The sequence below is a fragment of the Dictyobacter halimunensis genome (assembly GCF_036245075.1).
In genome coordinates this window covers 505,674-528,634 of record NZ_BSRI01000002.1, presented here as the reverse complement: position 1 = coordinate 528,634, position 22,961 = coordinate 505,674, and the positions used below count along the sequence as shown (strand labels likewise).

The 22,961-nt window shown below is 53.3% G+C and carries 24 protein-coding genes; 8 read left to right on the top strand and 16 right to left on the bottom strand.

Annotated features, from left to right (window positions below; translation table 11 throughout):
* Window positions 1–324 precede the first annotated feature (324 nt).
* Window positions 325–1,065 carry a FadR/GntR family transcriptional regulator gene (locus tag AABA21_RS16270; RefSeq protein WP_338251903.1) on the top strand — a complete coding sequence of 247 codons (741 nt, stop codon included), beginning with the start codon at window positions 325–327 and terminating at the stop codon, window positions 1,063–1,065.
* 22 nt (window positions 1,066–1,087) lie between these two features.
* Here the strand turns inward: AABA21_RS16270 and AABA21_RS16265 are convergent, their stop codons facing one another.
* Window positions 1,088–1,582, bottom strand: a complete 495-nt coding sequence (locus AABA21_RS16265; protein WP_338251901.1) for a helix-turn-helix domain-containing protein — start codon at window positions 1,580–1,582, stop codon at window positions 1,088–1,090.
* Between the two features lie 201 nt (window positions 1,583–1,783).
* Window positions 1,784–2,104, bottom strand: a complete 321-nt coding sequence (locus AABA21_RS16260) for an SCP2 sterol-binding domain-containing protein (RefSeq protein WP_338251899.1) — start codon at window positions 2,102–2,104, stop codon at window positions 1,784–1,786.
* Between the two features lie 331 nt (window positions 2,105–2,435).
* Between AABA21_RS16260 and AABA21_RS16255 the strand changes: the two genes are divergently transcribed.
* Window positions 2,436–2,936, top strand: a complete 501-nt coding sequence (locus AABA21_RS16255; RefSeq protein WP_338251897.1) for a 6-pyruvoyl trahydropterin synthase family protein — start codon at window positions 2,436–2,438, stop codon at window positions 2,934–2,936.
* Between the two features lie 78 nt (window positions 2,937–3,014).
* Here AABA21_RS16255 and aroF read toward each other — a convergent pair whose 3' ends face one another.
* From aroF to AABA21_RS16200, 11 genes are all read right to left on the bottom strand, one after another.
* On the bottom strand, window positions 3,015–4,094 hold the full coding sequence (gene aroF, locus AABA21_RS16250; protein ID WP_338251895.1) for a 3-deoxy-7-phosphoheptulonate synthase: 1,080 nt from the start codon (window positions 4,092–4,094) through the stop codon (window positions 3,015–3,017).
* 12 nt (window positions 4,095–4,106) lie between these two features.
* Window positions 4,107–4,235, bottom strand: coding sequence for a hypothetical protein (locus tag AABA21_RS16245; protein ID WP_338251893.1), 129 nt, complete (start codon window positions 4,233–4,235; stop codon window positions 4,107–4,109).
* 43 nt (window positions 4,236–4,278) lie between these two features.
* Window positions 4,279–4,647, bottom strand: a complete 369-nt coding sequence (aroH, locus tag AABA21_RS16240; RefSeq protein WP_126599354.1) for a chorismate mutase — start codon at window positions 4,645–4,647, stop codon at window positions 4,279–4,281.
* A 211-nt stretch (window positions 4,648–4,858) separates the two neighbouring features.
* Window positions 4,859–5,764 (bottom strand): tryptophan synthase subunit alpha, encoded by a 906-nt coding sequence (gene trpA / locus AABA21_RS16235; RefSeq protein WP_338251892.1) that lies wholly within the window; start codon window positions 5,762–5,764, stop codon window positions 4,859–4,861.
* Window positions 5,765–5,829: 65 nt separating this feature from the next.
* Window positions 5,830–7,065: a tryptophan synthase subunit beta gene (gene trpB, locus AABA21_RS16230; protein ID WP_338251890.1), complete on the bottom strand. Its 1,236-nt coding sequence runs from the start codon at window positions 7,063–7,065 to the stop codon at window positions 5,830–5,832.
* A 191-nt stretch (window positions 7,066–7,256) separates the two neighbouring features.
* Window positions 7,257–8,729, bottom strand: coding sequence for a bifunctional indole-3-glycerol-phosphate synthase TrpC/phosphoribosylanthranilate isomerase TrpF (gene trpCF, locus AABA21_RS16225; RefSeq protein WP_338251888.1), 1,473 nt, complete (start codon window positions 8,727–8,729; stop codon window positions 7,257–7,259).
* 4 nt (window positions 8,730–8,733) lie between these two features.
* Window positions 8,734–9,777 carry an anthranilate phosphoribosyltransferase gene (trpD, locus tag AABA21_RS16220; RefSeq protein WP_338251886.1) on the bottom strand — a complete coding sequence of 348 codons (1,044 nt, stop codon included), beginning with the start codon at window positions 9,775–9,777 and terminating at the stop codon, window positions 8,734–8,736.
* Between the two features lie 67 nt (window positions 9,778–9,844).
* A complete protein-coding gene (locus AABA21_RS16215) occupies window positions 9,845–10,408 on the bottom strand; it encodes an anthranilate synthase component II (protein ID WP_338251884.1) in 564 nt (187 codons plus the stop codon).
* Window positions 10,389–12,011 (bottom strand): anthranilate synthase component I, encoded by a 1,623-nt coding sequence (gene trpE / locus AABA21_RS16210; RefSeq protein ID WP_338251882.1) that lies wholly within the window; start codon window positions 12,009–12,011, stop codon window positions 10,389–10,391. Before trpE ends, AABA21_RS16215 begins: the two co-directional genes overlap by 20 nt.
* Window positions 12,012–12,142: 131 nt before the next feature.
* A complete protein-coding gene (gene trpS, locus AABA21_RS16205) occupies window positions 12,143–13,186 on the bottom strand; it encodes a tryptophan--tRNA ligase (RefSeq protein ID WP_338251881.1) in 1,044 nt (347 codons plus the stop codon).
* Between the two features lie 594 nt (window positions 13,187–13,780).
* On the bottom strand, window positions 13,781–14,599 hold the full coding sequence (locus AABA21_RS16200; RefSeq protein ID WP_338251879.1) for a lytic transglycosylase domain-containing protein: 819 nt from the start codon (window positions 14,597–14,599) through the stop codon (window positions 13,781–13,783).
* Window positions 14,600–14,941: 342 nt separating this feature from the next.
* Between AABA21_RS16200 and AABA21_RS16195 the strand changes: the two genes are divergently transcribed.
* The 6 genes from AABA21_RS16195 to AABA21_RS16170 all read left to right on the top strand — a co-directional run bounded on the left by AABA21_RS16195 (window position 14,942) and on the right by AABA21_RS16170 (window position 20,051).
* Entirely contained in the window at window positions 14,942–15,664 is a 723-nt protein-coding gene (locus tag AABA21_RS16195; protein ID WP_338251877.1) for a metal-dependent transcriptional regulator, read from the top strand.
* 383 nt (window positions 15,665–16,047) lie between these two features.
* Window positions 16,048–17,742: an O-antigen ligase family protein gene (locus AABA21_RS16190; RefSeq protein WP_338251876.1), complete on the top strand. Its 1,695-nt coding sequence runs from the start codon at window positions 16,048–16,050 to the stop codon at window positions 17,740–17,742.
* 164 nt (window positions 17,743–17,906) lie between these two features.
* Window positions 17,907–18,635 (top strand): MBL fold metallo-hydrolase, encoded by a 729-nt coding sequence (locus tag AABA21_RS16185; protein WP_338251874.1) that lies wholly within the window; start codon window positions 17,907–17,909, stop codon window positions 18,633–18,635.
* Window positions 18,625–19,197, top strand: a complete 573-nt coding sequence (locus AABA21_RS16180; protein WP_338251872.1) for a TetR/AcrR family transcriptional regulator — start codon at window positions 18,625–18,627, stop codon at window positions 19,195–19,197. The genes AABA21_RS16185 and AABA21_RS16180 overlap by 11 nt, the downstream gene beginning before the upstream one ends.
* A gap of 70 nt (window positions 19,198–19,267) precedes the next feature.
* On the top strand, window positions 19,268–19,615 hold the full coding sequence (locus AABA21_RS16175) for a YrdB family protein (protein WP_338251870.1): 348 nt from the start codon (window positions 19,268–19,270) through the stop codon (window positions 19,613–19,615).
* A gap of 121 nt (window positions 19,616–19,736) precedes the next feature.
* Window positions 19,737–20,051 (top strand): DUF3307 domain-containing protein, encoded by a 315-nt coding sequence (locus AABA21_RS16170; protein ID WP_338251868.1) that lies wholly within the window; start codon window positions 19,737–19,739, stop codon window positions 20,049–20,051.
* Between the two features lie 104 nt (window positions 20,052–20,155).
* Here AABA21_RS16170 and AABA21_RS16165 read toward each other — a convergent pair whose 3' ends face one another.
* The 3 genes from AABA21_RS16165 to purU all read right to left on the bottom strand — a co-directional run bounded on the left by AABA21_RS16165 (window position 20,156) and on the right by purU (window position 22,952).
* Window positions 20,156–20,887: a PadR family transcriptional regulator gene (locus AABA21_RS16165; protein ID WP_338251867.1), complete on the bottom strand. Its 732-nt coding sequence runs from the start codon at window positions 20,885–20,887 to the stop codon at window positions 20,156–20,158.
* Window positions 20,888–21,259: 372 nt separating this feature from the next.
* Entirely contained in the window at window positions 21,260–21,667 is a 408-nt protein-coding gene (locus AABA21_RS16160) for a hypothetical protein (RefSeq protein ID WP_338251865.1), read from the bottom strand.
* A gap of 424 nt (window positions 21,668–22,091) precedes the next feature.
* Window positions 22,092–22,952 (bottom strand): formyltetrahydrofolate deformylase, encoded by an 861-nt coding sequence (purU, locus tag AABA21_RS16155; RefSeq protein ID WP_338251863.1) that lies wholly within the window; start codon window positions 22,950–22,952, stop codon window positions 22,092–22,094.
* Between the last annotated feature and the right edge of the window lie 9 nt (window positions 22,953–22,961).

The window sequence follows — 22,961 nt, the reverse complement described above, 5'->3', positions numbered from 1 at the left end:
TTTTTGATACGTTCTACGCCTATCGAATAGATGTCCTTTGCTGACTATATAGATGCGAGTTAATAAATATGAATAATTTTCTCCATGCCTCAGACATAGAGCGACAGGCATAGGGAAAAGCGCCTTTTCTGTTACGTTGCTAGCGGCGCTTGTCATAGATGATATTTTCCGTTATAATGCAGAGCAACGTGATCTTTTATTGAATGCTGTCCTCACAAAATAGTAATACTTATTCTGGACCCCGCTCAGCCTGTGTCTGGGCGTGCAAAGACGTGAGCCGCCATTTTATCAGCCAATGATGTCTGCGGAGAGAAAAAAGGACTTATGACTGCAACAACCAGAGTTGAAAGTAGCTATCAACCCCAATATGAGTCTATTGCCACCCGGCTCGTTGAGTTTATTCAGCAAGCGAAACTGCAGCCCGGTGATCGTCTGCCGACTGAGCAGCAACTGGCGGAACAGCTTGGTGTGAGCCGGGCTGTGGTACGCGAGGCGGTAAAGATGCTGACGGCCAGCGGATATGTGCGCACGCGACGGGGCAGCGGTATCTATGTAAACGATAAGACGCGTCCATTTGCCGCGGCCGCCATCGAGTTCTCAATGCCGGTCGATCCTGAGCACGTGCGCGAGCTATTTGAGTTCAGGAGTATGCAGGAGTCCCTGACGACCCGACTGGCGACCGAACGTATTACACTCTCCGAGCTTCGTGTTTTAGAGAAGTCTGTTCAGCTTAATCGCCAGGCTGCCGAGGCGGGCGACTGGGATCTTTTTCTTGAAAGCGATAATGCCTTTCACTATGGTATCGCTGAGGCTGCGCATAATCCTTTCCTGCTCGAAACCGTTGCTACCGTGATGCGCCTGCAACGCTGGGCCATCAAAATGGCGACCGGTGGGGCGCCTGGATCACTGTTAGCTTCAGCCGATCAGCACGATGCGATTTTTGCCGCACTCAAAGACGGGACACCAGATGGAACGGTCCAGGCTATGAAAGAACATATTGAATCTGTTTTCCAGGCCTATCAGCAGGATGTGCGGCGGCGTCTGATGGAAAACAAGCAAGAGTAGCGCAGCATCGTTCGCTTTCTATTTACAGGGAGGTTTGTGCGCGTTTGCTGCGTGTTGTGCGTTTCATGGTGGTTGGCGTGTTTCCTATCGTGGGTGACTCTGATGAAATAATGGAAGTGGCTTGTAAGCGCGTAACTTTCTCACGTATTAGTGATATCTGTGAATGGACTGCCTGGCGGGATTGCTGAAGTTTGCGGGCAATTTCAGAGGGACGTTCGTTGGCGACGAGATGGTGACAGATGATGGCCTGTTTTTCTGTCAGACCAATGGCCGGGCTTTCGAGAGCTGTTTTTGCCATATCTTCCAGGACTCCGAATTTGCTGCGTTTGTAATCGTTGAGGTCGTCCGGAGAAAAGAGCCAGCGATCAACTACCCGTACTCCGGGGATTCTTCCAGCTTCTACCAGATGCATAAAGTGCCAATAGCTCAGGTCTAAATGTTTCGCTGCCTCGTGGGTGGTTAACATACCATTTAGATATTGAAGATTATGATGTAGCTCACTACTCCTAAGAACCATGTCGGACGCCTTTCTACGGTGTGCCGTATACTAAAAGTGCCTGGCAAAGACATAACTTAGTCATGTGGAGTATACCATAGGTCCTGGCTGTGCCGCAAGGTTGATCAGGTTTCGTGCATTAAAAGCGTCAAAAGGACAGATACTGCGTATCAGCAGCATCAGCCCTTTTCACTTTATCAGGAGTAAAATGACGCTTGCTCCTTATTTTGCTGGGAAAAGATTGGGAATCTTCATAGCAAGCATCATATCCCCTGTTGCCTTAATTTTACCTGATAGGAAGGCGTTCATTGGATTGAGTTGGCCCTGGGTGACGGCGATCCAGTCTTGGTCGCTCATGGTCAGAGTGAGATCGGGTTTGACAGATTCGGGTGGGACAAGTTCGCAGGTCTGGTTTTCAATTTTTATGGCATAGACCCCGGCGTCCTCGCCTGTAATATTTAATTGAATGGTTTTCTTCAAGCCAGCCGCTGCCGCTGGATTGAAGAGCTTTTGCATAGCTGCGAAGGTGTCGACAACTTTCATGTATACCTGTCTCCTTTGTGGTTCGAGCAGGAAGGGCTCCTGCTAGCCTTTTCACAGTATATCATATTCTTGTTGAGGTAGACCTTTATTCAGACGCTACGCGTCTGTGGTGTTAATAGCTTCGATGGTAAAATCCCCGCGCTCAGCGCGGGGATTTTACCATCGAAGCTATTAACAATGGAGAGTGTGCTCTTGTGCCTCGGTTTGTGCAATGATATTCTGTGGGTACGGTTAAATTTTGCCGGCATCGTCGATAGATGAGGGAGGCTGAAGGGTGGTAGTGCGTTCGTGGTGCGGCGAAAGCATTCTATGAGGAAACGAGGTCCCTGGTATGGCTGGTACGCAGATTATGCGAAAGGTAAAGGTAGAAGGCGGCTACCTGAATTTTAGTTCTGCTCATTTTATTACATATAGCGGAAAGTGCGAGCGCTTGCACGGACATAATTATGGTGTGTTAGTTGAGGTTGAGGGAGATCTGGGTCCCGATGGACTGGTGTTTGACTTTACGATCCTGAAGAAGCGTACGAAGGAGATCTGCCAGCAGCTAGACCATCGTTTCTTATTGCCCCTACGCAATCCACACCTCGAACTGACACGTTCGTCGGATGGCTGGGAAGTTCGTTTTCGTGAGAGGCGTTATGTGTTTCCGCATTCCGATGTCGTCGAGTTGCCGATCGAGAATTCTACATCTGAGTTGCTGGCGCAGTATATCGGTGAAAAGCTCTGCCAGGTTCTGGAAGAGTATCCCACGGCAGGGCTGCGCAGCATCATGGTTGGGGTAGAAGAGGCTCCCACACAGATGGCTTTTTATCGGCAGGAATTGCATTTATAGCCGTGGATCCAGGCAGAGCCCAGCTACGTCCCGGCTGAAAGCGAGACGTAGCTGGGCTCTGCCTGGATAGTAGACCTGTTACCTGGTGATAAACTGGCGACCGATCGCCGATGCCACGGATTGGACCTGCGGCATGAGCTGACGGAATTGCTCAATGGTGATCGACTGCGCGCCGTCTTTCAAAGCCTCATCTGGATTTGGATGCACCTCGACCAGCAGGGCATCCGCGCCCGCGGCGATCGACGCCAGTGACATAGGACCAACGATGTCACGGCGACCCGTCCCCTGGCTGGGATCCGAGATGATCGGCAGGTGGGAGAGGCGTTTGATCAAGGGGAAGGCGCTGATATCCATGGTGTTGCGGGTTGTCTTCTCAAAGGTGCGGATACCGCGCTCACACAGGATCACGTTGCGGTTTCCCTGCGAGAGGACGTATTCGGCAGCCAGCAGCCATTCTTCAAAAGTGGAGGACATACCGCGTTTGAGTACGACCGGCTTGCGGGTGCGCCCCACTTCGTCCAACAACATGTAGTTCTGCATGTTGCGCGTACCAATCTGGAGGATATCTGCATACTCGCAGACCATCGCGACATCGGTCGGGGTCATGACCTCGGTAATGATGGCCATGCCGAACTCATCGCGCGCTTTCGCCAGCAACCTTAAGCCTTCTTCGCCCAGGCCACGGAAGCCATATGGTGACGTGGACGGCTTAAAGGCGCCACCGCGTAGGATAACCGCCCCCTCTTTACGTACAGCGGCGGCCGTCGTCATCAACTGCTCTTCGCTTTCAACGGTACAGGGCCCCGCCATCATGACCAACTCAGGACCACCGATGTTTACCACTCCGCCGGAGACACAGGCCGCCGGGACCTCTACCACCGTATCTTCTGGATGAAACTCGCGGCTGGCCAGTTTATAGGGTTTGGAGACACGAACGACATTCTCCACATTCGGCATGCCCTCAAGAGCCTCGCCGACTGCGGGATTGATTCCACCGATACTTCCGGGTGCACCGGTCGGGCCGATCGCGCCGAGCACACCGATCACGGTACGCTCCACTCCCTGTGATAGATGGCCGGTCAGGCCGTGTTTTTCCAGGTAATTCAACACATGTTGGATATCGGCTTCACTACTATTTGCTTTCATCACGACAATCATGAACATTACTCCTTATACTTGAAAATCAGAGAGGTCGGGGCAACGATAAGCGCCAGGCGCCAGTGCATAGCATAGGGGTATGGCGCATGAACGGTCCATCGTGACCTCTTCGTCATGATTGCCGATAATTTGCACTGTCATCGTATTGATTCATTCCATTTCCAAGGGAATGACCCCACCTCAACTACGCATCCACTCCGAACGTGGGGCGTAAATTAACCGCCTCTTTAATAAAGACATGTTGTATTTCTTGAGCGCTACGGGTCGTATTTACATGTATGAGCACACGAATACATTTTTGCAAGCTATCTGGTACTGGAATCTCGCGGGTGCACATCAGCGCGGTCTCGGTCCATCCCAATCCTCTGGCTGCGACCGCGGGAAATTCGGCATCCAGATCTTCCGTCAAGGAGAATATGGCGCTCGCGATATCCTCGACCTTCAGATCATTTTTCTCGATCAGCAACTCAAGGAGCTCCCTGGTTGCCGCGAGAATTTCCTCGCGATCGTTATGCTCTACGGTGGTTGCACCACGAATGCCTCGGCAATACATCACTTCTTCTGCCCTTTCACAATGGGATAACATCTCTAACTTTAGAGAAAAAGCCAGACGGATGTACCTTCCATTGTAAAGGATGATGGCAATTTTTTATCTGTATTATCTGACCGTTAGTATAACCGCTTCTATGTGCAGATAATATGTGATGGTATTGATCTTCCGCTTCAGAGACCGGTTTGTTGACCCTCTCACCTCCAGATTTGGGCTACTTTTGACGCAGATGCCGAATATATTCTCTGACTGCGTCAGCCGGGTTGTCGTCCTTATGCTGATCTATAATCTTTACCAGGGCGCTGCCGACGACGGCTCCTTCAGCGTAGCTGGTGACGGTGGCGATGTGCTCGGGTGTAGAGAGACCAAAGCCAACCGCCAGCGGGAGCCGCTGCTCCTGTGTCGCCGTGCGGATGCGCTGGATAAAGTTTTGCAGATGGGCGGGCAACTGCTGGCGGGAACCGGTCACGCCGCTGAGCGAGACGCAGTAGATGAATCCGCCGGGACCGGCGGCGGTGCGCCGGGCCGCCATGGTGATGCGCTCATCCGGTGCGGTAGGCGGAACCAGGAAGATCAGCGCCAGGCCGTGGCGGTAGGCGATCTCCTGCAAAGGATCGGCCTCCTCCGCCGGTAGATCCGGGATGATCAGACCGCTGATGCCGTTGGCGCGGGCCGTGGCGCAGAAGCGCTCCAGGCCATAGGCCAGCACTGGATTGTAGTAGCCCATCAAGAGCAACGTGACATCGCTTTTGGACGCGACCTCTCTGGCGATATTCATGCATCCCTTAACGCTCATCCCATTTTGCAGGGCGATGTGGCCCGCGTGCTGGATGGTGGCGCCATCGGCCAGAGGATCGCTAAACGGCATCCCTAGCTCAATAATGTCCGCTCCTCCTTCCGCCGCGGCCACTACGATCTCGACCGTTGACGCGGCGTCTGGATAGCCACACATGAAATACGGAATAAGTACTCCGCGCTCCTCTTGCTGGGCGCGTTCAAAGGCTCGGGTGATTTTCTGTGCCGGTATATACTGGCTGCCTTGTTCTTCAATAACGCTTCCTGGGATTGCGTCCATCATTTCCTCCTGCTCTTCTGTGGCGTCGCAAGCCAGATCAGCCATTGCTTCTCTTTTTTCAACGCAAGTGCCTGATCCGCCGCCCGCCTGCTCCAGGCTACTTTCAACGATTACAGATTGACATTAAAGGCTTTGGCCACGGTCATCATATCTTTATCACCACGTCCTGAGAGGTTGATAACGATCAGTGAACCTTCGGCAAGCTTGCCCTGCTGTCCCTGTTCCAGCACATAGCCGATGGCGTGCGCCGATTCCAGGGCCGGGATGATGCCTTCAGTACGGCTGAGAGCCTCCAGACCCTTGAGGGCGGTAGCATCGGTGGCCGTCACGTAGCTGGCGCGGCCGCTGTCTTTCATATAGCTATGCTCTGGTCCGACACCAGGGTAGTCCAGGCCGGCCGAGATGCTATGCGTGTCCAGAATCTGGCCATCTTCATTTTGCAGGAGATAGCTCATGGCTCCGTGCAGGACGCCGGGGCTACCGGCGACGAGGGTGGAGGCATGCATGCCGGGATCCATGCTGGTGCCACCGGCCTCTACCCCGATCAATTCAACCTCGCTGGCATCGGCGAAGGGATAGAAGATGCCGATGGCGTTACTGCCGCCGCCGACGCAGGCGTAGATCTGATCCGGGAGGCGTCCCTCTTGCTGCATGATCTGCTGGCGCGCCTCGCGACCGATGACGGCCTGGAAGTCACGCACGATGCGTGGGTAGGGGGCGGGACCCGCGGCGGTACCAAACAGGTAGAAGGTGGTCTCGACATTGGTGACCCAGTCGCGGATGGCCTCATTAATGGCGTCTTTGAGCGTTTTGGTGCCGCTATCGACCGAGCGTACCTCGGCGCCCAGTAGTTTCATGCGGAAGACGTTGAGCGATTGACGCTGAATGTCTACCTCGCCCATATAGATGATGCAGTCGAGGCCCAGCTTGGCGCAGACTGTCGCCGTCGCCACGCCATGCTGGCCCGCGCCGGTCTCGGCGATGATGCGCTGCTTCCCCATGCGCTTGGCGAGCATGCCCTGTCCCAGTGCGTTGTTGATCTTATGCGCGCCCGTATGCGCCAGGTCCTCGCGTTTGAGGTAGATTTTGACGTTGTTGCCCACCATCTCCGAAAAGCGTGGCACATAATGCAGGGTGGTGGGCCGCCCGACATAGCTGGCAAGTTCCTGATTAAGCTCTCCTATAAATGCCTTATCTTGCATCGCTTCTTTATAAGCCGTCTCCAGTTCCGCCAGGGCCGCCATGAGATTTTCCGGTACAAATTTGCCGCCAAAATCTCCAAAGCGTCCACGCTCATCTGGATACAGATTGTGCTGATAAGTGTTGTGCGTTTTTGTATCTTGCATATGTGCCTTCTTCCCTTATCTCTATGATGATCTTTTCCTTTTTTACCGGGCATGGTAGACCTCTTGTATCCCCGCCTGCGGCGGGGGAGGAAAAAGGGGATTGGTGGGGGACACCCCCAACCCCGGCAGGAGGGCCTCGCCGGCCCTCCTGCACCTCCTGTCTGGGAATCGCCCGATGAGAAAGAGTGCAGCTAGCGCAGCGAGGACTCTTCCTGGCGTTCTGGCGCCTCTTGCTGACCCTTCTCGCTCTGGCGTACCTGAGCGATAAAGGCCGCGATCTTCTGGCTATCTTTTCTGCGCTCGGTTTCAACTCCGCTACTGACATCAAGACCCCAGGGCTGGACCTGATCTATGGCGGTGGCGACGTTTTCGGCGGTCAGGCCGCCGGCCAGTAGAATCTTGCTCTGCTGTGCCGCCAGGCGTGCCAGTTCCCAATCTCCGGTGCGACCTGTGCCTCCCCAGTCAGGAGTGGGTGTGTCGATCAAGAGGCGCCAGGTAATATCCCGATAGGACGCCAGACGTTCCAGATCCTCAAGTTGCCGCAATGAGAGCGCCTTGATAACGGGTCGGTTGATCTGCTGGCAGAACTCAGGCGTCTCATCGCCATGCAACTGGATATAGTGCAGACCGATCTGGTCGGCGATCGCATTGATTGTATCCGCGTCCTCGTTCACGAAAACGCCTACCAGGTCTGGGAGCACCTGCCCCTGGCGTGGCTGTGTATAGCTCTGACTGGCTGCCAGTACCTCCAAGACGCGTTCGGGCTGAATGTAGCGGTGGCTGGGTTTATGAAAAATAAAGCCCAGCATGTCGGCACCGGCTTCAATGGCCGTGTCGATATGTTCTGGCTCGCTCAGGCCGCAGATCTTCACCTGGGTGGTATGATTAGCATGCCGCAGGAGCATCTGGATATGGTCCGGAATATTTTTAGAGACGACCAGTGATTCGCCGACCAGCATGGCCTGTACATCATAGCGGGCCAGTCGGCGTACATCGGCCTCGCTATGGATGCCGCTCTCGGCGACAATCACGCGATCCTCTGGTAGGATGCGCCGAATGTCACGGATCAGGTAGGGATTCATCTCAAACGTGGTCAGGTTGCGGCTGTTTACACCAATAATGACGGCACCGGCGGCGATGGCGCGTTGCGCCTCATCCTGGCTGTGAACCTCGACCAGGGCGCGCATGCGTAGACTGGTCGCCACGTTCAGGAGATCCCTCAATTGTTGATCGTCCAGGATGGCACAGATGAGCAGGATCATATCGGCGCCCCAGGCCCTGGCCTCATAGACCTGGTACTCATCGATGATAAAATCTTTGCGCAGGACTGGTACGCTGACCGCATTCTTGATGGCGGTCAGGTATTCAGGTGAACCCAGAAAGAAATGCGGCTCAGTCAGTACGGAAATAACCGACGCTCCGCTCTGCTCATAGATCTTCGCGGTGGCAACTGGATCAAGGTCGGGTGCCAGCAATCCTTTGGATGGTGACGCACGTTTCACTTCGGCAATCAGATGAACGCGGTCCCGAGGATCAAATGCTTCCAGCACATCTCGTGGACTTGGCTGTTCCAGTGCCTGTCTTTTGATCTGCTCCAGCGGCAGATCTATTTTGCGTTGCGCTAAATCTATGCGTGTCTGATTAACGATGCGATCAAGAAACATGTTTTTACCTACCATATGCCTGAGAACACTCAATGACCTCGGCCAGTTTGCGCCGGGCCTTTCCTTCCTGTAACGTCGCCTGTGCCAGTTTAATTCCATCCTTAAAGGACGCGACCTGCTCATTGGCCATCAGGGCCGCCGCCGTATTGAGGCAGATCATGTCCGTTGCCGGGTTGGCGTTATACGTCGAGAGGATCTCGCGCAGCATGGCGGCATTATGCGCTGGATCTCCCCCCTGGATGCCTTCTAGATTGTTGGAACTGGCCAGTCCAAAGTCCTCTGGCGTGATGGTGTAGGTGCGTAGCTCCTGCCCGACCCGTACTTCGCAGATGTGGGTAGGCGCACTGATCGAACATTCATCCATGCCATCCTCACTATGTATGATCAGGGCATGCTTGCACCCCAGACGCAGCAGCACCTCTCCCATCTTCTGCATCAGTGAGTTATCCGCCACACCCAGCACCTGGTAAGGGGTATGGGCGGGATTGGTCAGTGGTCCCAGAATATTGAAGACGGTACGGATACCGATCTCACGGCGGGTGGGACCAACGTACTTCATGGCTGGATGGTAGGCCTGGGCGAACATAAAGCCAAAGCCGCATTCATGAATGCTACGGGCCAGCGCTTCTGGTTCCAGATTGATCTGTACACCCAGCGCCTCCAGCACATCGGCGCTGCCACATTTGCTCGTGGCCGAGCGATTGCCGTGCTTGGCGATGGTAGACCCGGCGGCGGCAGCGATGATGCCCGCCGCCGTTGAGACATTTAAAGTACCTGAGCCATCTCCACCGGTCCCACAGGTGTCCATGGCCTGACTCGCGGCCGGCTCGTCGAGATGAACCTGGAGCGCTTTATCGCGCATCACCAGGGCCATGCCAGCGATCTCCTCTACCGTTTCCGCCCCCGGGCGCATACGTAAAGCGGTCAGAAAAGCGCCGATCTGTGATGGTGTGGCCGCACCGGTCATAATTTCTTCCATGGCGGCGGCGGCTTCCTCTGTATCGAGGGTTGCGCCCGACGCGATGTGAGCAATAGCTTCGCGAATCATGCTCAAATCTATCCTCTCTGGCTTCGTCTGCAGGCGATCTATCTCTCATCCCTGCCCAATGGATTGCCTACTGCTCTAAAAAGTTGCGTAATAAATCTTTGCCTACGTTGGTCATGATCGACTCGGGATGAAACTGCACACCTTCAACCGGATAGGCGCGATGCTTTAGGCCCATGATCAGGCCGTCTTCAGTCCTGGCCGTTACCTCAAGCACCTCTGGCAGCGAATCCTCCTCAACGATCAGGCTGTGGTAGCGGATCGCCTCGAAGGGCCGGGGCAGATTCTTGAAGACGCCTTTGCCGTCGTGGTGCATCTGCGACGTCTTGCCGTGCATCGGTTCGGGTGCGCGGATGACGCGTCCCCCATACACCTGTCCGATTGATTGGTGGCCCAGACACACCCCCAGCACAGGGATGCGCGAGCCAAAGGCGGCGATCACTTCGCAGGACATTCCGGCCTCGCTGGGGGTACAGGGGCCCGGAGAGACGACGATGCGCTCGGGCTGGAGCTGTTCCACGTCTGCCAGCGTGACCTCGTCGTTGCGCTTTACCACAACCTCTGCCCCGAGCTCCGCCAGGTATTGATACAGGTTGTAGGTAAAGCTATCATAGTTATCGAGTAACAGGAGCATCTTTCTTCTTTCCTCCCTGGGCAATGGTGGGTGACTCATGGGTCGTCTGCCGATTGATCTGCGCAATATGTTCGGCCTCATCGAGTGCTCGCAGCAGCGCCCGTGCCTTGTTCAAACTTTCCTGATACTCATTGGCCGGGGTTGAATCCGCGACGACACCGCCTCCGGCCTGGACATAGGCCTTTCCATCTTTGATGACCATCGTGCGTAGCGTGATGGCTGTTTCCTGGTTGCCCGTATGGCTAAAGTAGCCAACGGCGCCTGCGTACGCGCCTCGTGTCTCGCCTTCCAGTTCGCTGATGATCTCCATAGCCCGGATCTTGGGCGCGCCCGATACCGTTCCGGCCGGGAAGCCAGCCCGGAGCGCGTCAAAGGCGGAGACACCCTCACGCAACTGTCCCGAGACATTAGTGACCAGGTGCATAACGTGTGAGTAGCGTTCGATGGTCATAAAGTCATCGACCTGTACACTGCCGATCTTACTGACGCGTCCCACGTCGTTGCGTGCCAGGTCCAGCAGCATGATATGTTCGGCGCGTTCTTTTGGATCTTGCTGCAACTCAACGGCCAGCTGCTCATCGCTCTGTTTGTCAGAGCCGCGCGGCCGCGTCCCTGCGATCGGACGAATGGTCACTTCGTTGTCTTCGTAGCGCACCAGCAGCTCTGGTGACGCCCCAACCAGGTGGAAGTCCTCCAGGTCCAGGAAGAACATGTGTGGTGACGGATTGATGGCCCGCAGCGCGCGGTAGACGGTGAATGGCGAGGCGTTCACATGGCGGCTCAGGCGCTGTGAAGGTACCACCTGGAAGATGTCACCGGCCTTAATATACTCAATAGAGCGACTGACCATGCTTTCAAACTCAGCCTGTGTGCGATTCGACGTGACCCTGAGGGCTGCTTCGTCATAGATTGGCTCTGGTTCCTCAGGCAGGCGCACCGGCTGCTGGAGCCGCGTTTGCACATCGTCTACAATCTCTTGCGCCCGCCGATACTCGGCCTCGATGTCTGGCGCATCCAGGTGAACGTGCGTCACGACGCGTACGCTATGGCGTACATGGTCGAAGACCAGCACCGTCTCGGTCAGCATGAAGATCGCCAGGGGCAGATCCAGTTCATTGGGCCTGGGTTCAGGCAGACGCTCAAAGCGGGCGGCCGCGTCATACGACAGGTAGCCGACCGCGCCGCCAAAGAACTTGGGGAGCTGATCGTGGGACCGCTCAAGGTGAGGCGGCATTACCAGCTGATATTGTCCCAGTTCCTCTTCCAACAACTGCAGTGGATCGTGGCAGGCGACTTCTTCCTCGCTGTAGGAGTCAGGGACAGCATGCATGCGTCTCAACCGTACCGTTTCGCCTCGATGAATCATCACCAGGTACGGATCAATACCGATAAACGAATAGCGCGCGACCTGCTCACCGCCCGTGACGCTCTCCAGCAAGAAGCTGTATGGTCTCTGCGCCGTCTTACAATACGCTGAAACCGGCGTCTCCATATCAGCCAGGATATCGCTATAGAGCGGCAAAAGTGGCCGGCGATCATTCTTCTTCTCCCCCATCACCGCATCCCGTACCTGCTTCACCTCATCCAATGTTGGATAATACATATAGCACCTGCTCCATTTACTGCTGCGCACACTCTCAGAGAATCTGCGCAGTTCCCCGACAACAGTGTATGCTATGCTGGGCTGCCTGATTGCTGCAGTCAACAGACAGGCCAGCGGAAGTCATTTCAACTCTAACCCAGGCCTATAGCCCGCTTCATTTTCTCGGTAGTGCGTTCGGCAAGCGGGCGAACATCGTCAGCCCCCTGTTTCAGAAGATTTTCCAGCGCGGGCATATCGCTGATAATCTCCTGGTAGCGTTGCTGAATTGGACTCAGCGTCTCTACCAGGCGATCGGTCAGGGCCGCCTTGAAGTCACCATAGCCTTTGCCCTCAAACTCGGCCTCAATCACCTCCTGCGTTTGACCGGTGAGGATCTGATAGATCGATAACAGATTTGTGATGCCCGGACGGGCCGGATCGAACTTGACCAGGCGCTCCGAATCGGTGGTGGCGCGCGCGATCTTCTTTTTAATCGTTTTGGGATCATCCAACAGGGTGATATAAGAGCTTGGATTGGGATCGCTCTTGCTCATCTTTTTGGTTGGATCTTCCAGAGACATAATACGAGCCCCGCTGGTCCGGATCTGGGCTTCTGGAATGGTAAAGATCTGTTTTCCATACAGACTGTTAATGCGTTGCGCCAGGTCGCGCGTCATCTCTACATGTTGACGCTGATCATCGCCCACGGGCACATAGTGGGTCTGGTAGAGCAGGATGTCACCGGCCATCAGCACCGGATAGCAGTAGAGCCCCGTTCCTACCGAATCCATATCCTCGCCTGCTTTGGTCTTGAACTGCGTCATACGATTGAGCCATCCCATCGGTGTGTAGCAGTTTAAGAGCCACTGTATTTCAGCATGCTGGCGCACATGTGATTGCACAAACAGTTTGCAATACCTGGTATCGAGTCCACAGGCCAGGTAGAGAGCCGCCAGCTTGCGGGTATTAATATGCAGTTCTTTGGGATCGATCGGCAGCGTAATGGCGTGCAGATCGACGATGCAGAAGATGTTATCGTACTGATCCTGTGTCTCGACCCAGTTGCGGATAGCACCCAGATAGTTGCCCAGGTGAACATTGTTTGTTGGTTGAATGCCAGAGAAGACGCGTTTCTTTACCGGCGCCTGCGCTGGCTGTGTAGCTTCCTGTACCGCTTGATTGGTTTCAACTGTCATTCTTTCTTTCCTCCACGACGAATCGGGTGTGGCTCTTCCACATGAATGGTATGGGCTGTAAAAAGTGAGAAAAATTCCAATAAAAAAACGCCCCTCATCCGTACAAGGACGAGAAGCGTGATAAGAAGCGCTTTCGTGGTACCACCCTGTTTTAGATTAGCCGTCCAACATGCTTTGTTTGTCTGGAAAGGACAGATAATCCCTCTTGCCGGATACGGTGCGTTTAGACTAACGTTGCGGGCTCTTGAAAGCAGTGCGCAATTGTTAGAGCAGGATATCCTGTCCTCAGTAACGGGGGACATTCCGAAAGAGTACTAATAATTCCGGCTACGCCGAAACGTTCGCTCTTTAGCTACCAGGCCCATTCCATAGCCAGACTGGTGTCGGTTTCCACCATCCCCGACTCTCTGTGTCCATGCACAGCTATGTACTCTTCCTGTTCGTGGCTTCACTATTCTTTTGTCTTTACAAAATAGTATAAAGGGAATACGAACAAGTGTCAAGACTATGCTCGTGTTTCTGGAAAACTGTTCCTGGGTCTGTAATTCATGTATGAGCAAGTGGAACCAACGCGAGATCTATGTGAGATGAAGGTCAATACCAACGCATCAAGGCGCGCACGTTGTGTACGTAGCGCCAGTTAAAGATGCCACGGTGCTTCACGTTCCAGCCGCCTTCGTTATAGGCGCTAATGATCTTGCTCATATTACCGTGAAAACCATGCCAGAGGGCGCGTAAATAAATGGCTCCCAGTTCTATGTTGTCATAGAGCTTGTAGGGATCAAGGTGTCTATTGACCTGCCGATTGAGCCCCTGCGCGGTATAGGGCATGATCTGCATGATGCCGATGCCACCATCGCGGGCGATTACATGCTGGTTCCAGCCGCTTTCCTGCCACGCGATAGCCAGGAGTAGATTGGCCGGGAGCCCATGCCTGGCGGCGGCGTTGCGCAATAAGCGGTTGGCCTGCGCGTGGGAAGACCAATCCAGAGCTTGGTAGGCGTACCACCTGACATAACCATTGGCCTGGATGCCCGCGTTGGCTCGTCGTTGCACTTTTGATGGAATACACAGGCTGCGACCGGCATAGATCAGATTGATATTGTTGATCTGATTGGCGCGTGCGATCGTCCATAGATTGGCGCGATACATAACGGCAATGGCGTCCAGGGTATCGCCGGCGTTGATGCGATGCCAGAAACAATGTGCCGACGCGCGTGAGTGGGGGGCCGCGAACGCGTCGGGATGGACCAGCGATGCCACGACGGTACCCCCAGTAAGTAGTATGCTACATAAGATGAGCACTATATATTTGGGGGTGAGGAAACGAAAAAAAGTTGGGCGACTCCTATTCGCCTGGAGGCCGCTACTACCAGGTTTATGTAGTATTTTTTGCAATGGGTCCTGCTCCATACTTCCACTTCTCCTTTCCCATTTACTATATGCTCTCTCACAATTGTTAAATACAAATGCGGGTACCCCTAGAAATGCTAGTCTTATAAATTGCAGTAAAAATATTATATAGTAGCTGTATAGGAAAAATGTGCATTATAGCGTAAGCGTTGTATCATGCATATAGACTGAAGGCACAAAAAATGTTACACTAGTAGTGGAGTGGATGCCCGGCGAAATGTGTGTACAATTGACGGAAAGGGATACTCCCATTGCTTCCATTCCGCTCTCCAGACTGCAGCGCCTCCTGGCTACACATGCCGTAGCTTTGTCGAAGATACTAGAGAAACGGGACATGGTGTCATGAAAACAGAAGAGATTTTGAGTGCAACGGTTGAAGAATACCTGGAAATGATTTACAACATGAGCATGGAAGATGAGGTAGTGATCGGGGCCCGTCTGGCAGAACGCTTCCATGTTTCGGCTCCGACCGTAACGGAGATGTTGAAGCGCCTGGTGCGAGATGGCTATATAGAGATGAATGCCAAGCGGCATGTGACTTTGACCGAGGTCGGCAACGAGGCGGCGGAAGCTGTGTTGCGGCGTCACCGGCTGACGGAACGCTTTCTGGTCGACATGTTGGGGATGCAGTGGCACGAGGTGCATGAAGAGGCCTGCCGCCTTGAGCACTTCATCTCTGGTGCCGTTGAGTCACGGGTGATCGCTAACCTCAATAACCCGATGACCTGCCCACATGGCAATCCTATCCCCGGTTCGGTTCCCAATGCGCGCACATATCTTAAAGACAATCACGCGGCGCGCCTCTCAACCGTCGCCAACGGCGCCCACGTCAAAATACTGTGTGTGTCCGAGGTGGTAGAGGATGAAGAGGCTTTGATCATGTATATGCATGAGAAAGGTCTGACGCCGGGGACGCGCCTGATGATGCTGGCCCAGTCCGATGACGCCTCTTCCGTTGATGCCGCGACCGGAGAGCCACAGGAAAAGGTACGTCTGTTGGTTGACGAACGGGTCGTGACCATTAGTGCCGACGCGGCCACCAAATTGTGGGTGGTTCCAGAATAGTCATATAATGCTGACCGCAGAAGCAGATGGGCTTCCTGTCCCTCCATCTGCTTTTGAAGTTGGTGCCGTTTGATTAGCACCTCAAATTTCCCCTGCGAATATGGGCACAAGCAGCCATACAGGCGCCCCCCGATCTTCTTAGGTAATGGACTCTCTTTCTATATTCTGCTATACTTCGTGTTTGTTTACAGCTTGTTATTAGTCACCCATAGGTATTATAAAATCAGGCAAGGATGTAACGTGAGCGAGCGAGTTCAGCGAGTTTCAAATATGGCTGTGCCTTTATCCCCGTTGCCTTCTCCTTTGGTGCCGCTGTGAGCGGCTATAGAAACGATGCACACTGATGTGCGGAATGGTAAAAATGTGTCATGAGCGATTCACCTATGTCTTTATCACAGGCAAACCTGGAAGCGCGGGCTTCCAACACAACTGAATCCGCCGACCTGCCGCCTTCAGTTGCGGATGTCCCTCCAGTAGATCATGATGGCGGAACGATGGAAACACGTCGCGCCTTCTGGCGCAATCGGTTGATCGAGTGCGGCCTGATTCTTTCGATGGCCTTGTACTATGTGATTGGCAACCAGAATCTTAAATTCCCGATAGGTGGCCTGGAGCGACTGAGCCCATGGTTCGCCCTGCCTTTCCTGGCCATATTTATCGCCCTTTGCTGGTCTCGTTTATCCTTCGCCGTAGCCCTGCTGCCGCTGGCGTTGCCATATTACCTGGCGCCCAAGGATGTGATTCATGCGGCCGGATTTAGCCCGGCCGAGATTGTGCTCTGGATCTGTGTCGCGATCGCGGCCGTACAGTTACTGTTGAGGCGCCAGCACTGGTCCTATCGGCTCTCGTGGTCCGAACTGCGGCAGCGCATTGGGCCTTTCTTCTGGCCAGTTGTTATTTTTGTGCTGGCCGCTTTGATCTCACTGATTGGTGCCAGTTCCCAGCGAGATGCGTTGCGAGCCCTGCGGCAGGAGATTATAGATCCCCTGCTCTATGTCGTTTTGATACTATGCTGCCTGCGCTCGCGCCAGGATCTTGCTCGTATGCTTGGCGCGCTGTTCGCCAGCGGCCTGATCATTGCTTTCATGGCTATTGTGCAATATGCCATGTTCGGAAAAAACAATACTGTCTATGGAAGCGACCCCAGTGTAGGTCTGCTCTTTGACTACACGCTACCCATCGGATTGGCCATCGTCTTCTCGCGCCTCTCCTGGAAGACCCGCCTGCCGATCCTGCTATTGTGTATACCATTTGTATATGCGCTATTGCACAATGACTCGCGTGGCTCGGCGCTCGCAGCCTTTCCTGTGGTACTTGTATTCCTCATCATTTTTGCTATCCGCAATCGCAAAGTTTTATTGATTGGGGGAGCTATCGCCATAGTGCTTGCCGCTGCGGGCTACGGTGCCATGCACCAAAAAGTGGATCAGGTCTTCATGGATACGGTGATTAACGGGCACATGGATCAAAATCATGTTACCACCCTGCAACGACGGATACACCTGTGGCAGAGCGCCGAGGCCATGATTCACGATCAGCCGCTGTTCGGCTATGGGCTCGATAACTGGATCTGTCACTATGCTGATCCTCATGTGGTGCCCTCTGCCGATCCAAATTTTGTGAAAGATGGAGGGCTCAAGGCTCCCCAGTATTCATGGATGCTCTCGTGCCCACCGGCTTCACACTACTACATCGTCAGCGAGGAAAATGGGCAGACGACGCATATGTATGATGAGCCGGGCCTCTCGCATCCACATAACAACTTCCTGCACATCTGGGTGAGCATCGGCATCTTTGGGCTGCTGGCCTTTATCGCCTTCCTGGTCCTCTTCTGCTGGCTGTTTGCACGCATCCTGCGCTACCTTTCCAGTCGGACCGTAGAGCAGGGTGAGCACTGGCGCTGGATGGTGCTTGGGGCCGCCGCCGCCATGCTGGCCGGATTCATCCAGGGCCTGGTCGATTGCTCATTTCTGGCACAGGACCTGGTTTTCTGCTTCTGGCTCCTGGTTGCCACCTTGCTGGTCATTCGCGCCCAGATCGGCCTGTCCTGGAACAATCCTCTGAGACTGAAGCATTAGCAATATAAGGCGAAATTACTGCTTAGCTGTACAGGTCACAAACTACAGTCTGGTGACCTGTATTTTTTCTGTCTTTTTATCTTGACAAACTAATCACATTAGTTTATTATACTAATGTGATTAGTTAATTTGCTAATGACATTAACAAAAAGATGGAGTAAACGATGAAAGTAACGGCTGCTGGCGATAATCTGTTTCAACTGACTTATCTCGGGATGGTTAATTGTTACCTGGTACGCGAGGACGATGGATTTACTTTGATCGATACGGCATGGCCCGCTAGCCAGGCGCAGGCGATCCTGGCTGAAGCAAAAAAGCTGGGGCTACCGATCGTGCGCATCCTGCTGACCCATGACCATAGTGATCATGTTGGCTCACTGGATGCCTTGCATGCCGCTTTGCCTGACGTTCCTGTGGCGATCAGCGGGCGCGAGGCGCGTTTAATGGCTGGAGACGTAAGTCTGGACCCTTCTGAGCCCCAGGACAAGAAGCTCGGCAATTACCCCTGTCAGACAAAACCTACCTTTCTGCTGAATGAGGGCGATCGTATCGGTTCGCTGGAGGTTGTTTTCTCACCTGGCCATTCCGTGGGTCATGTGGCGTTCCTGGATACGCGGGATCGCTCCCTGATTGCCGGCGACGCTTTCCAGACATTGGGTGGTGTGGCGGTTGCGGGTACATTCAAACCTTTGTTTCCATTGCCCGCGCTCTCTACCTGGAATAAAGGCATTGCGCTGGAAAGCGCGCGCAAGCTCCTGGCTTTGCAGCCCTCTTTGCTGGCCATCGGTCATGGCCGCATGCTGAGTCAGCCCCAGGCGGCGATGGAGCGCGCTATTTACGTACTGGAGCGGGAACTCTCACAGAAGCAAAGGGAGCAGATGCATGTCGCGTAGGGCTGGTCTGGATCAATTGAGCGTGGTTGAGGCGGCGGCTCATCTGATTGATGAGGAAGGGATCGAGCATCTCTCCCTGGGCAGACTGGCTGAACGGTTAGGGGTGCGTACACCTTCCCTCTATAATCACGTGGCAGGTTTGCCCGGCCTCAAGCATGAACTGGTGCTCTACAGCCTGCGCGACTTGCAGACGCGCATCCTGCACGCCATCGCTGGCAAGTCAAAGGGAGAAGCGATCCTGGCTCTGGCCGACGCCTATCGGGGATACGCCAGGATCGCCCCCGGTCGCTACCTGCTTACCCAGCAGGCGCCCGATCCCGACGACCAGGAATGGCAGGAGATGGGTGGCCAGCTGGTGCAGCTTATCCAGCGCATCCTGGTCCCGTATCAGCTAAAGGAGGAGGACGCCATTCACGCCATTCGCGGACTGCGCAGCCTTGTACATGGCTTTATCACCCTGGAAGTAAACGGCGGCTTTGGCATGCCCATAGATCGCGAGGCCAGCTTCCACTGGCTGATTACCATGTTTATCGTCTCTCTTGAAGGTTCAAACAAGCTATAGTTTTTATCATGCGAGCAAGCTCACAAAAACAAGCGATTATACCTATTATATTGAAAGGATGCCATTGATTATGTCTCTGTCACTGTTCAAAAATATGAATCTGGCCCTGGTCTTTTTTCTGGAAATGGGTGTGTTGGTGGCGCTGTGCTATTGGGGCTTCCACAATGGGGAGGGGGTAATCGGGAAGATCGCATTGGGGATTGGTGCGCCGGTACTGGCGATAGTGGTCTGGGGCATATGGGGTGCGCCAAAGTCGCAGCGGCAGCTGCATGGTCCCTGGTATCTACTACTGCAGATCGTTTTCTTTGGCTCTGCTGTCCTGGCTCTCTACGCCGCCAGCCAGCGTTTGCTGGGCATTGTGTTTGCGGTTCTCGTTGTGCTGGCCTGTGGTCTGGCTTATATGTGGCGCGATAAATAATATGTTTAACCGGGGCCGAAAAAAGTTGTGCAATGGTTCATAATATGAATGCGATATAGTTCACTGTAATTATTCTTCCTGGCGATTAAACTGGACAAAAGAGACTGCCAGGGAGAATTTCATGAACGTTACGTTTTCGGCTACCACGTTATTAATCTGGCTGGCCTGCCACTTTATCGGAGACTTCGCCTTTCAGAGCGCGTGGATGAGCATGGAGAAAGGGAAGAGTTGGGAGGTTAACTTTTATCACTGCGCGACCTATACCGCCACCTTTGTGCTGTTTGCCCACCCCTCATTACTGGCGACTGCGATTATCTTTGGAACCCATTTTATTGTGGACCCCTTGAAGGCGCGCTACAAACTGATTGATCCTATCTGGTTAGATCAAGCCTTGCATATTCTTACCATTCTTCTGATCCTCTTTTTTCATTTCTAGCCTATTCTCTCATTAAAACAAAGTATATTACGACAAATGAGGGGAAGCAGATTGTGCTTCCCCTCATCTATATTTGCTAGCCTCGATGTTAGAGAAATTTGGAGTTAGACGTTTTGATTGGTTGGTGGTGTGTCGCTTCCCGGTCCGGCGGTGTTTTCTGGAGTGTCATAGATGAAGTCATTCAGGTCTTTGTGGGTGCGTTCCAGGATCACGCGCAGGCGAGCGAGCTTTTCGGGATCACGGAAAGATGAGCGGCCCGCGATAGCAAAGAGGCGGGCAACCTCCATGGCCTCGGTGCGAATAGCCTGAATCTCCGGCTCATTCCAGAAGCGGCCACGAGCCCAGGGCGGGGTGAAGTTCTCTTCCTCTTTCTGGCGCTCATTGAGGAAATTCTTCCCTTCCTCTGTGATGCTATAGATCTTCTTGCCGTTCTCCTCGCGGACCGTAACGAGCCCGCGATCTTCCAACAACTGCAGTGTCGGATAGATAGTACCGGCGCTGGGAGCATAGAAGCCGCCAGAGCGCTCCTCCAGAGCCTTCATCATCTCATAGCCATGCATAGGACGTTCGCGCAGCAGTTCAAGCAGCGCATACTTGACGTCACCTCGTCCAAAGAACCGTCCACCCCTGAAAGGGCCACCCTCAGGACCAAAGGGACCGCCAGGGCCAAAGGGGCCACCAGGGCCAAAGGGTCCGCGACGCATTCCAAAGAAGCGAGGTCCATGATGGTGATGATGAGGCTCATCACGATTGAACCATGGTGGTGTCCATCCTTCCCAATCCTGGGGTCCACCTTCATAACCAAAGGCAAAACGTCTGTTAAAACGGTTAAACATTTCAGCGGGTCTCCTTTCTGAGTCCACTAGATTGCGATATATCGTTATCGTATTCTTACTATATGCGATATATCGTATTGTTGTCAATATGAATTACGTGCAATCTGGTCGGAGGTTACAAATAACAGACGTCAATTGTGATGATATTCAGGAAAAGCCTCATATTGGTGTGCCAGGATGATCTTGATAAACCCATTAAGAGAGGAAGAATACAGCGGGTGGAAATCGGCGGTTTTACAAAGATCCGCAGTTGAGTTCGCACATTCTCTTTGGCAGAATGGAAACTTCTCTCTGCGGATCGTTGCATTTCTATTGATGGGTTGTATGGGTGTTGGGAAATAATGCCTTGTCTGACGACGTCTTGAAAATAAGTTATGCCATTTGTGGATGCCAGCGTGTGGCTAACAATGCATAGTAACTATGATTGACAAGAGTCCAGAGCGCTTGAAAGAAGGCGGGATCACGATACTCAAGGTGGCGAAGCAAGCTTTGTTGCTTTTCAGTGCTGGCGAGACAGAAATTTCCATCGGCGGATAAATTCAGCTCATGCAATGCCGTGCGTAAACGCTTCTCACTCAACATCGGGGTATTTTTGCGCCCGGCTCTGGGCGAAATATGAAGCAGGATATCATCAATTAAATGCAAACTGGAAGGGGGTGGAAAATCCTCATCAGATGGGATAAGAAGATCGATAATAGTGTTGAGTTGAGTCTGTTCCTCAAAACTTAACTCAACTTGTGCCTTACGAAATGTCGGTGCGAACCGAAGCATGTCGTTCATTTGAACTCCTCTTTTGGATTTGGGGGGTTGCCGTTTTTACCTCGCATAATAGTATCATATCCTTCTCTAGTAGTTCAACAGGTGCCGCAAAAAATATAGTTTTTATAACACGCCCTTTTTAAGCTCTGTATTATGAAGAAAATCGCTCGTAAAAGCTCATCCATTAAATGCATAATTCTAATCATCAATACGCTTATAGAGAGACTTGAGGGTGTTGTTAGGTAACCGGACGTTTATCGATAAATTACTACAGAAGTAGTATAGAAAAAATTGCGAATGGGTTTGCGATAATCAGATGTGAACAGTAAAGGTCAGGAAATGTGGATAAAGTATCTATGAAGAACTGAGTCGTTTTTATTTATAGCTGCGTAGCTTGAAGAAATCGCCCCCTGCAGGATAGGTGGTTCCCTGAAGAGGGCGCTGTTTAGAAGACGATGGTTTTGTTTTCGTAGACCAGCACACGGTCTGACGTATGCAGGCGTACAGCTTCGGCGAGCACGCGACGTTCGACATCGCGGCCCTTACGGCTCAGATCATCCACGGCATCGCGATGATCGCAGTGAATGACATCCTGGGCGATAATGGGTCCCTCATCAAGGCTACTGGTAACGTAGTGGGCGGTGGCCCCGATCAGTTTGACGCCGCGTCTGAAGGCCTGGTCATAGGGACTGGCCCCTACAAAGGCGGGCAAGAAGCTATGATGGATGTTGATGATGCGTTGTGGAAAGGCGTCGACAAAGAATGGCTCCAGGATCTGCATGTAGCGTGCCAGCACCAGGAAATCTACCTGATCGCCAATAAATTCAAGCATGCGCCGTTCATCCTCCTGCCTGGTCTCGCGCTTGACAGGAAAATGATAATAGGGAACGCCATACATGCTGGCCAGTCCCTCCAGGGTGGGGTGGTTGCTGATAATAAAAGGAATATCCATCGTCAGCTCACCGATCTTCCAGCGCCAGAGCAGATCAACGAGGCAATGGTCATATTTAGAGACCAGGATACCGACACGCTTGCGTCGGCGCGAATAGCTGACATGCCACTGCATCTGAAATCGGTTTGCAATGGATTGAAACGCTGCAGGCAGATCCTTCTCATTGAGCGCAAAGGTATTTTCCGCAAAGCTGATGCGCATAAAAAAGCTGCCGTCGTGCTGATTGGTTGAGTATTGATCGGATTCCAGAATGTTTCCATGGTGCTCAAAAATAAAGCCTGAGACGGCGGAGACAATGCCTGGTTTATCAGGACAGGAGATAAGCAATGTGATCGTATCTTTTTGTGTGGACACCGCGTGGCC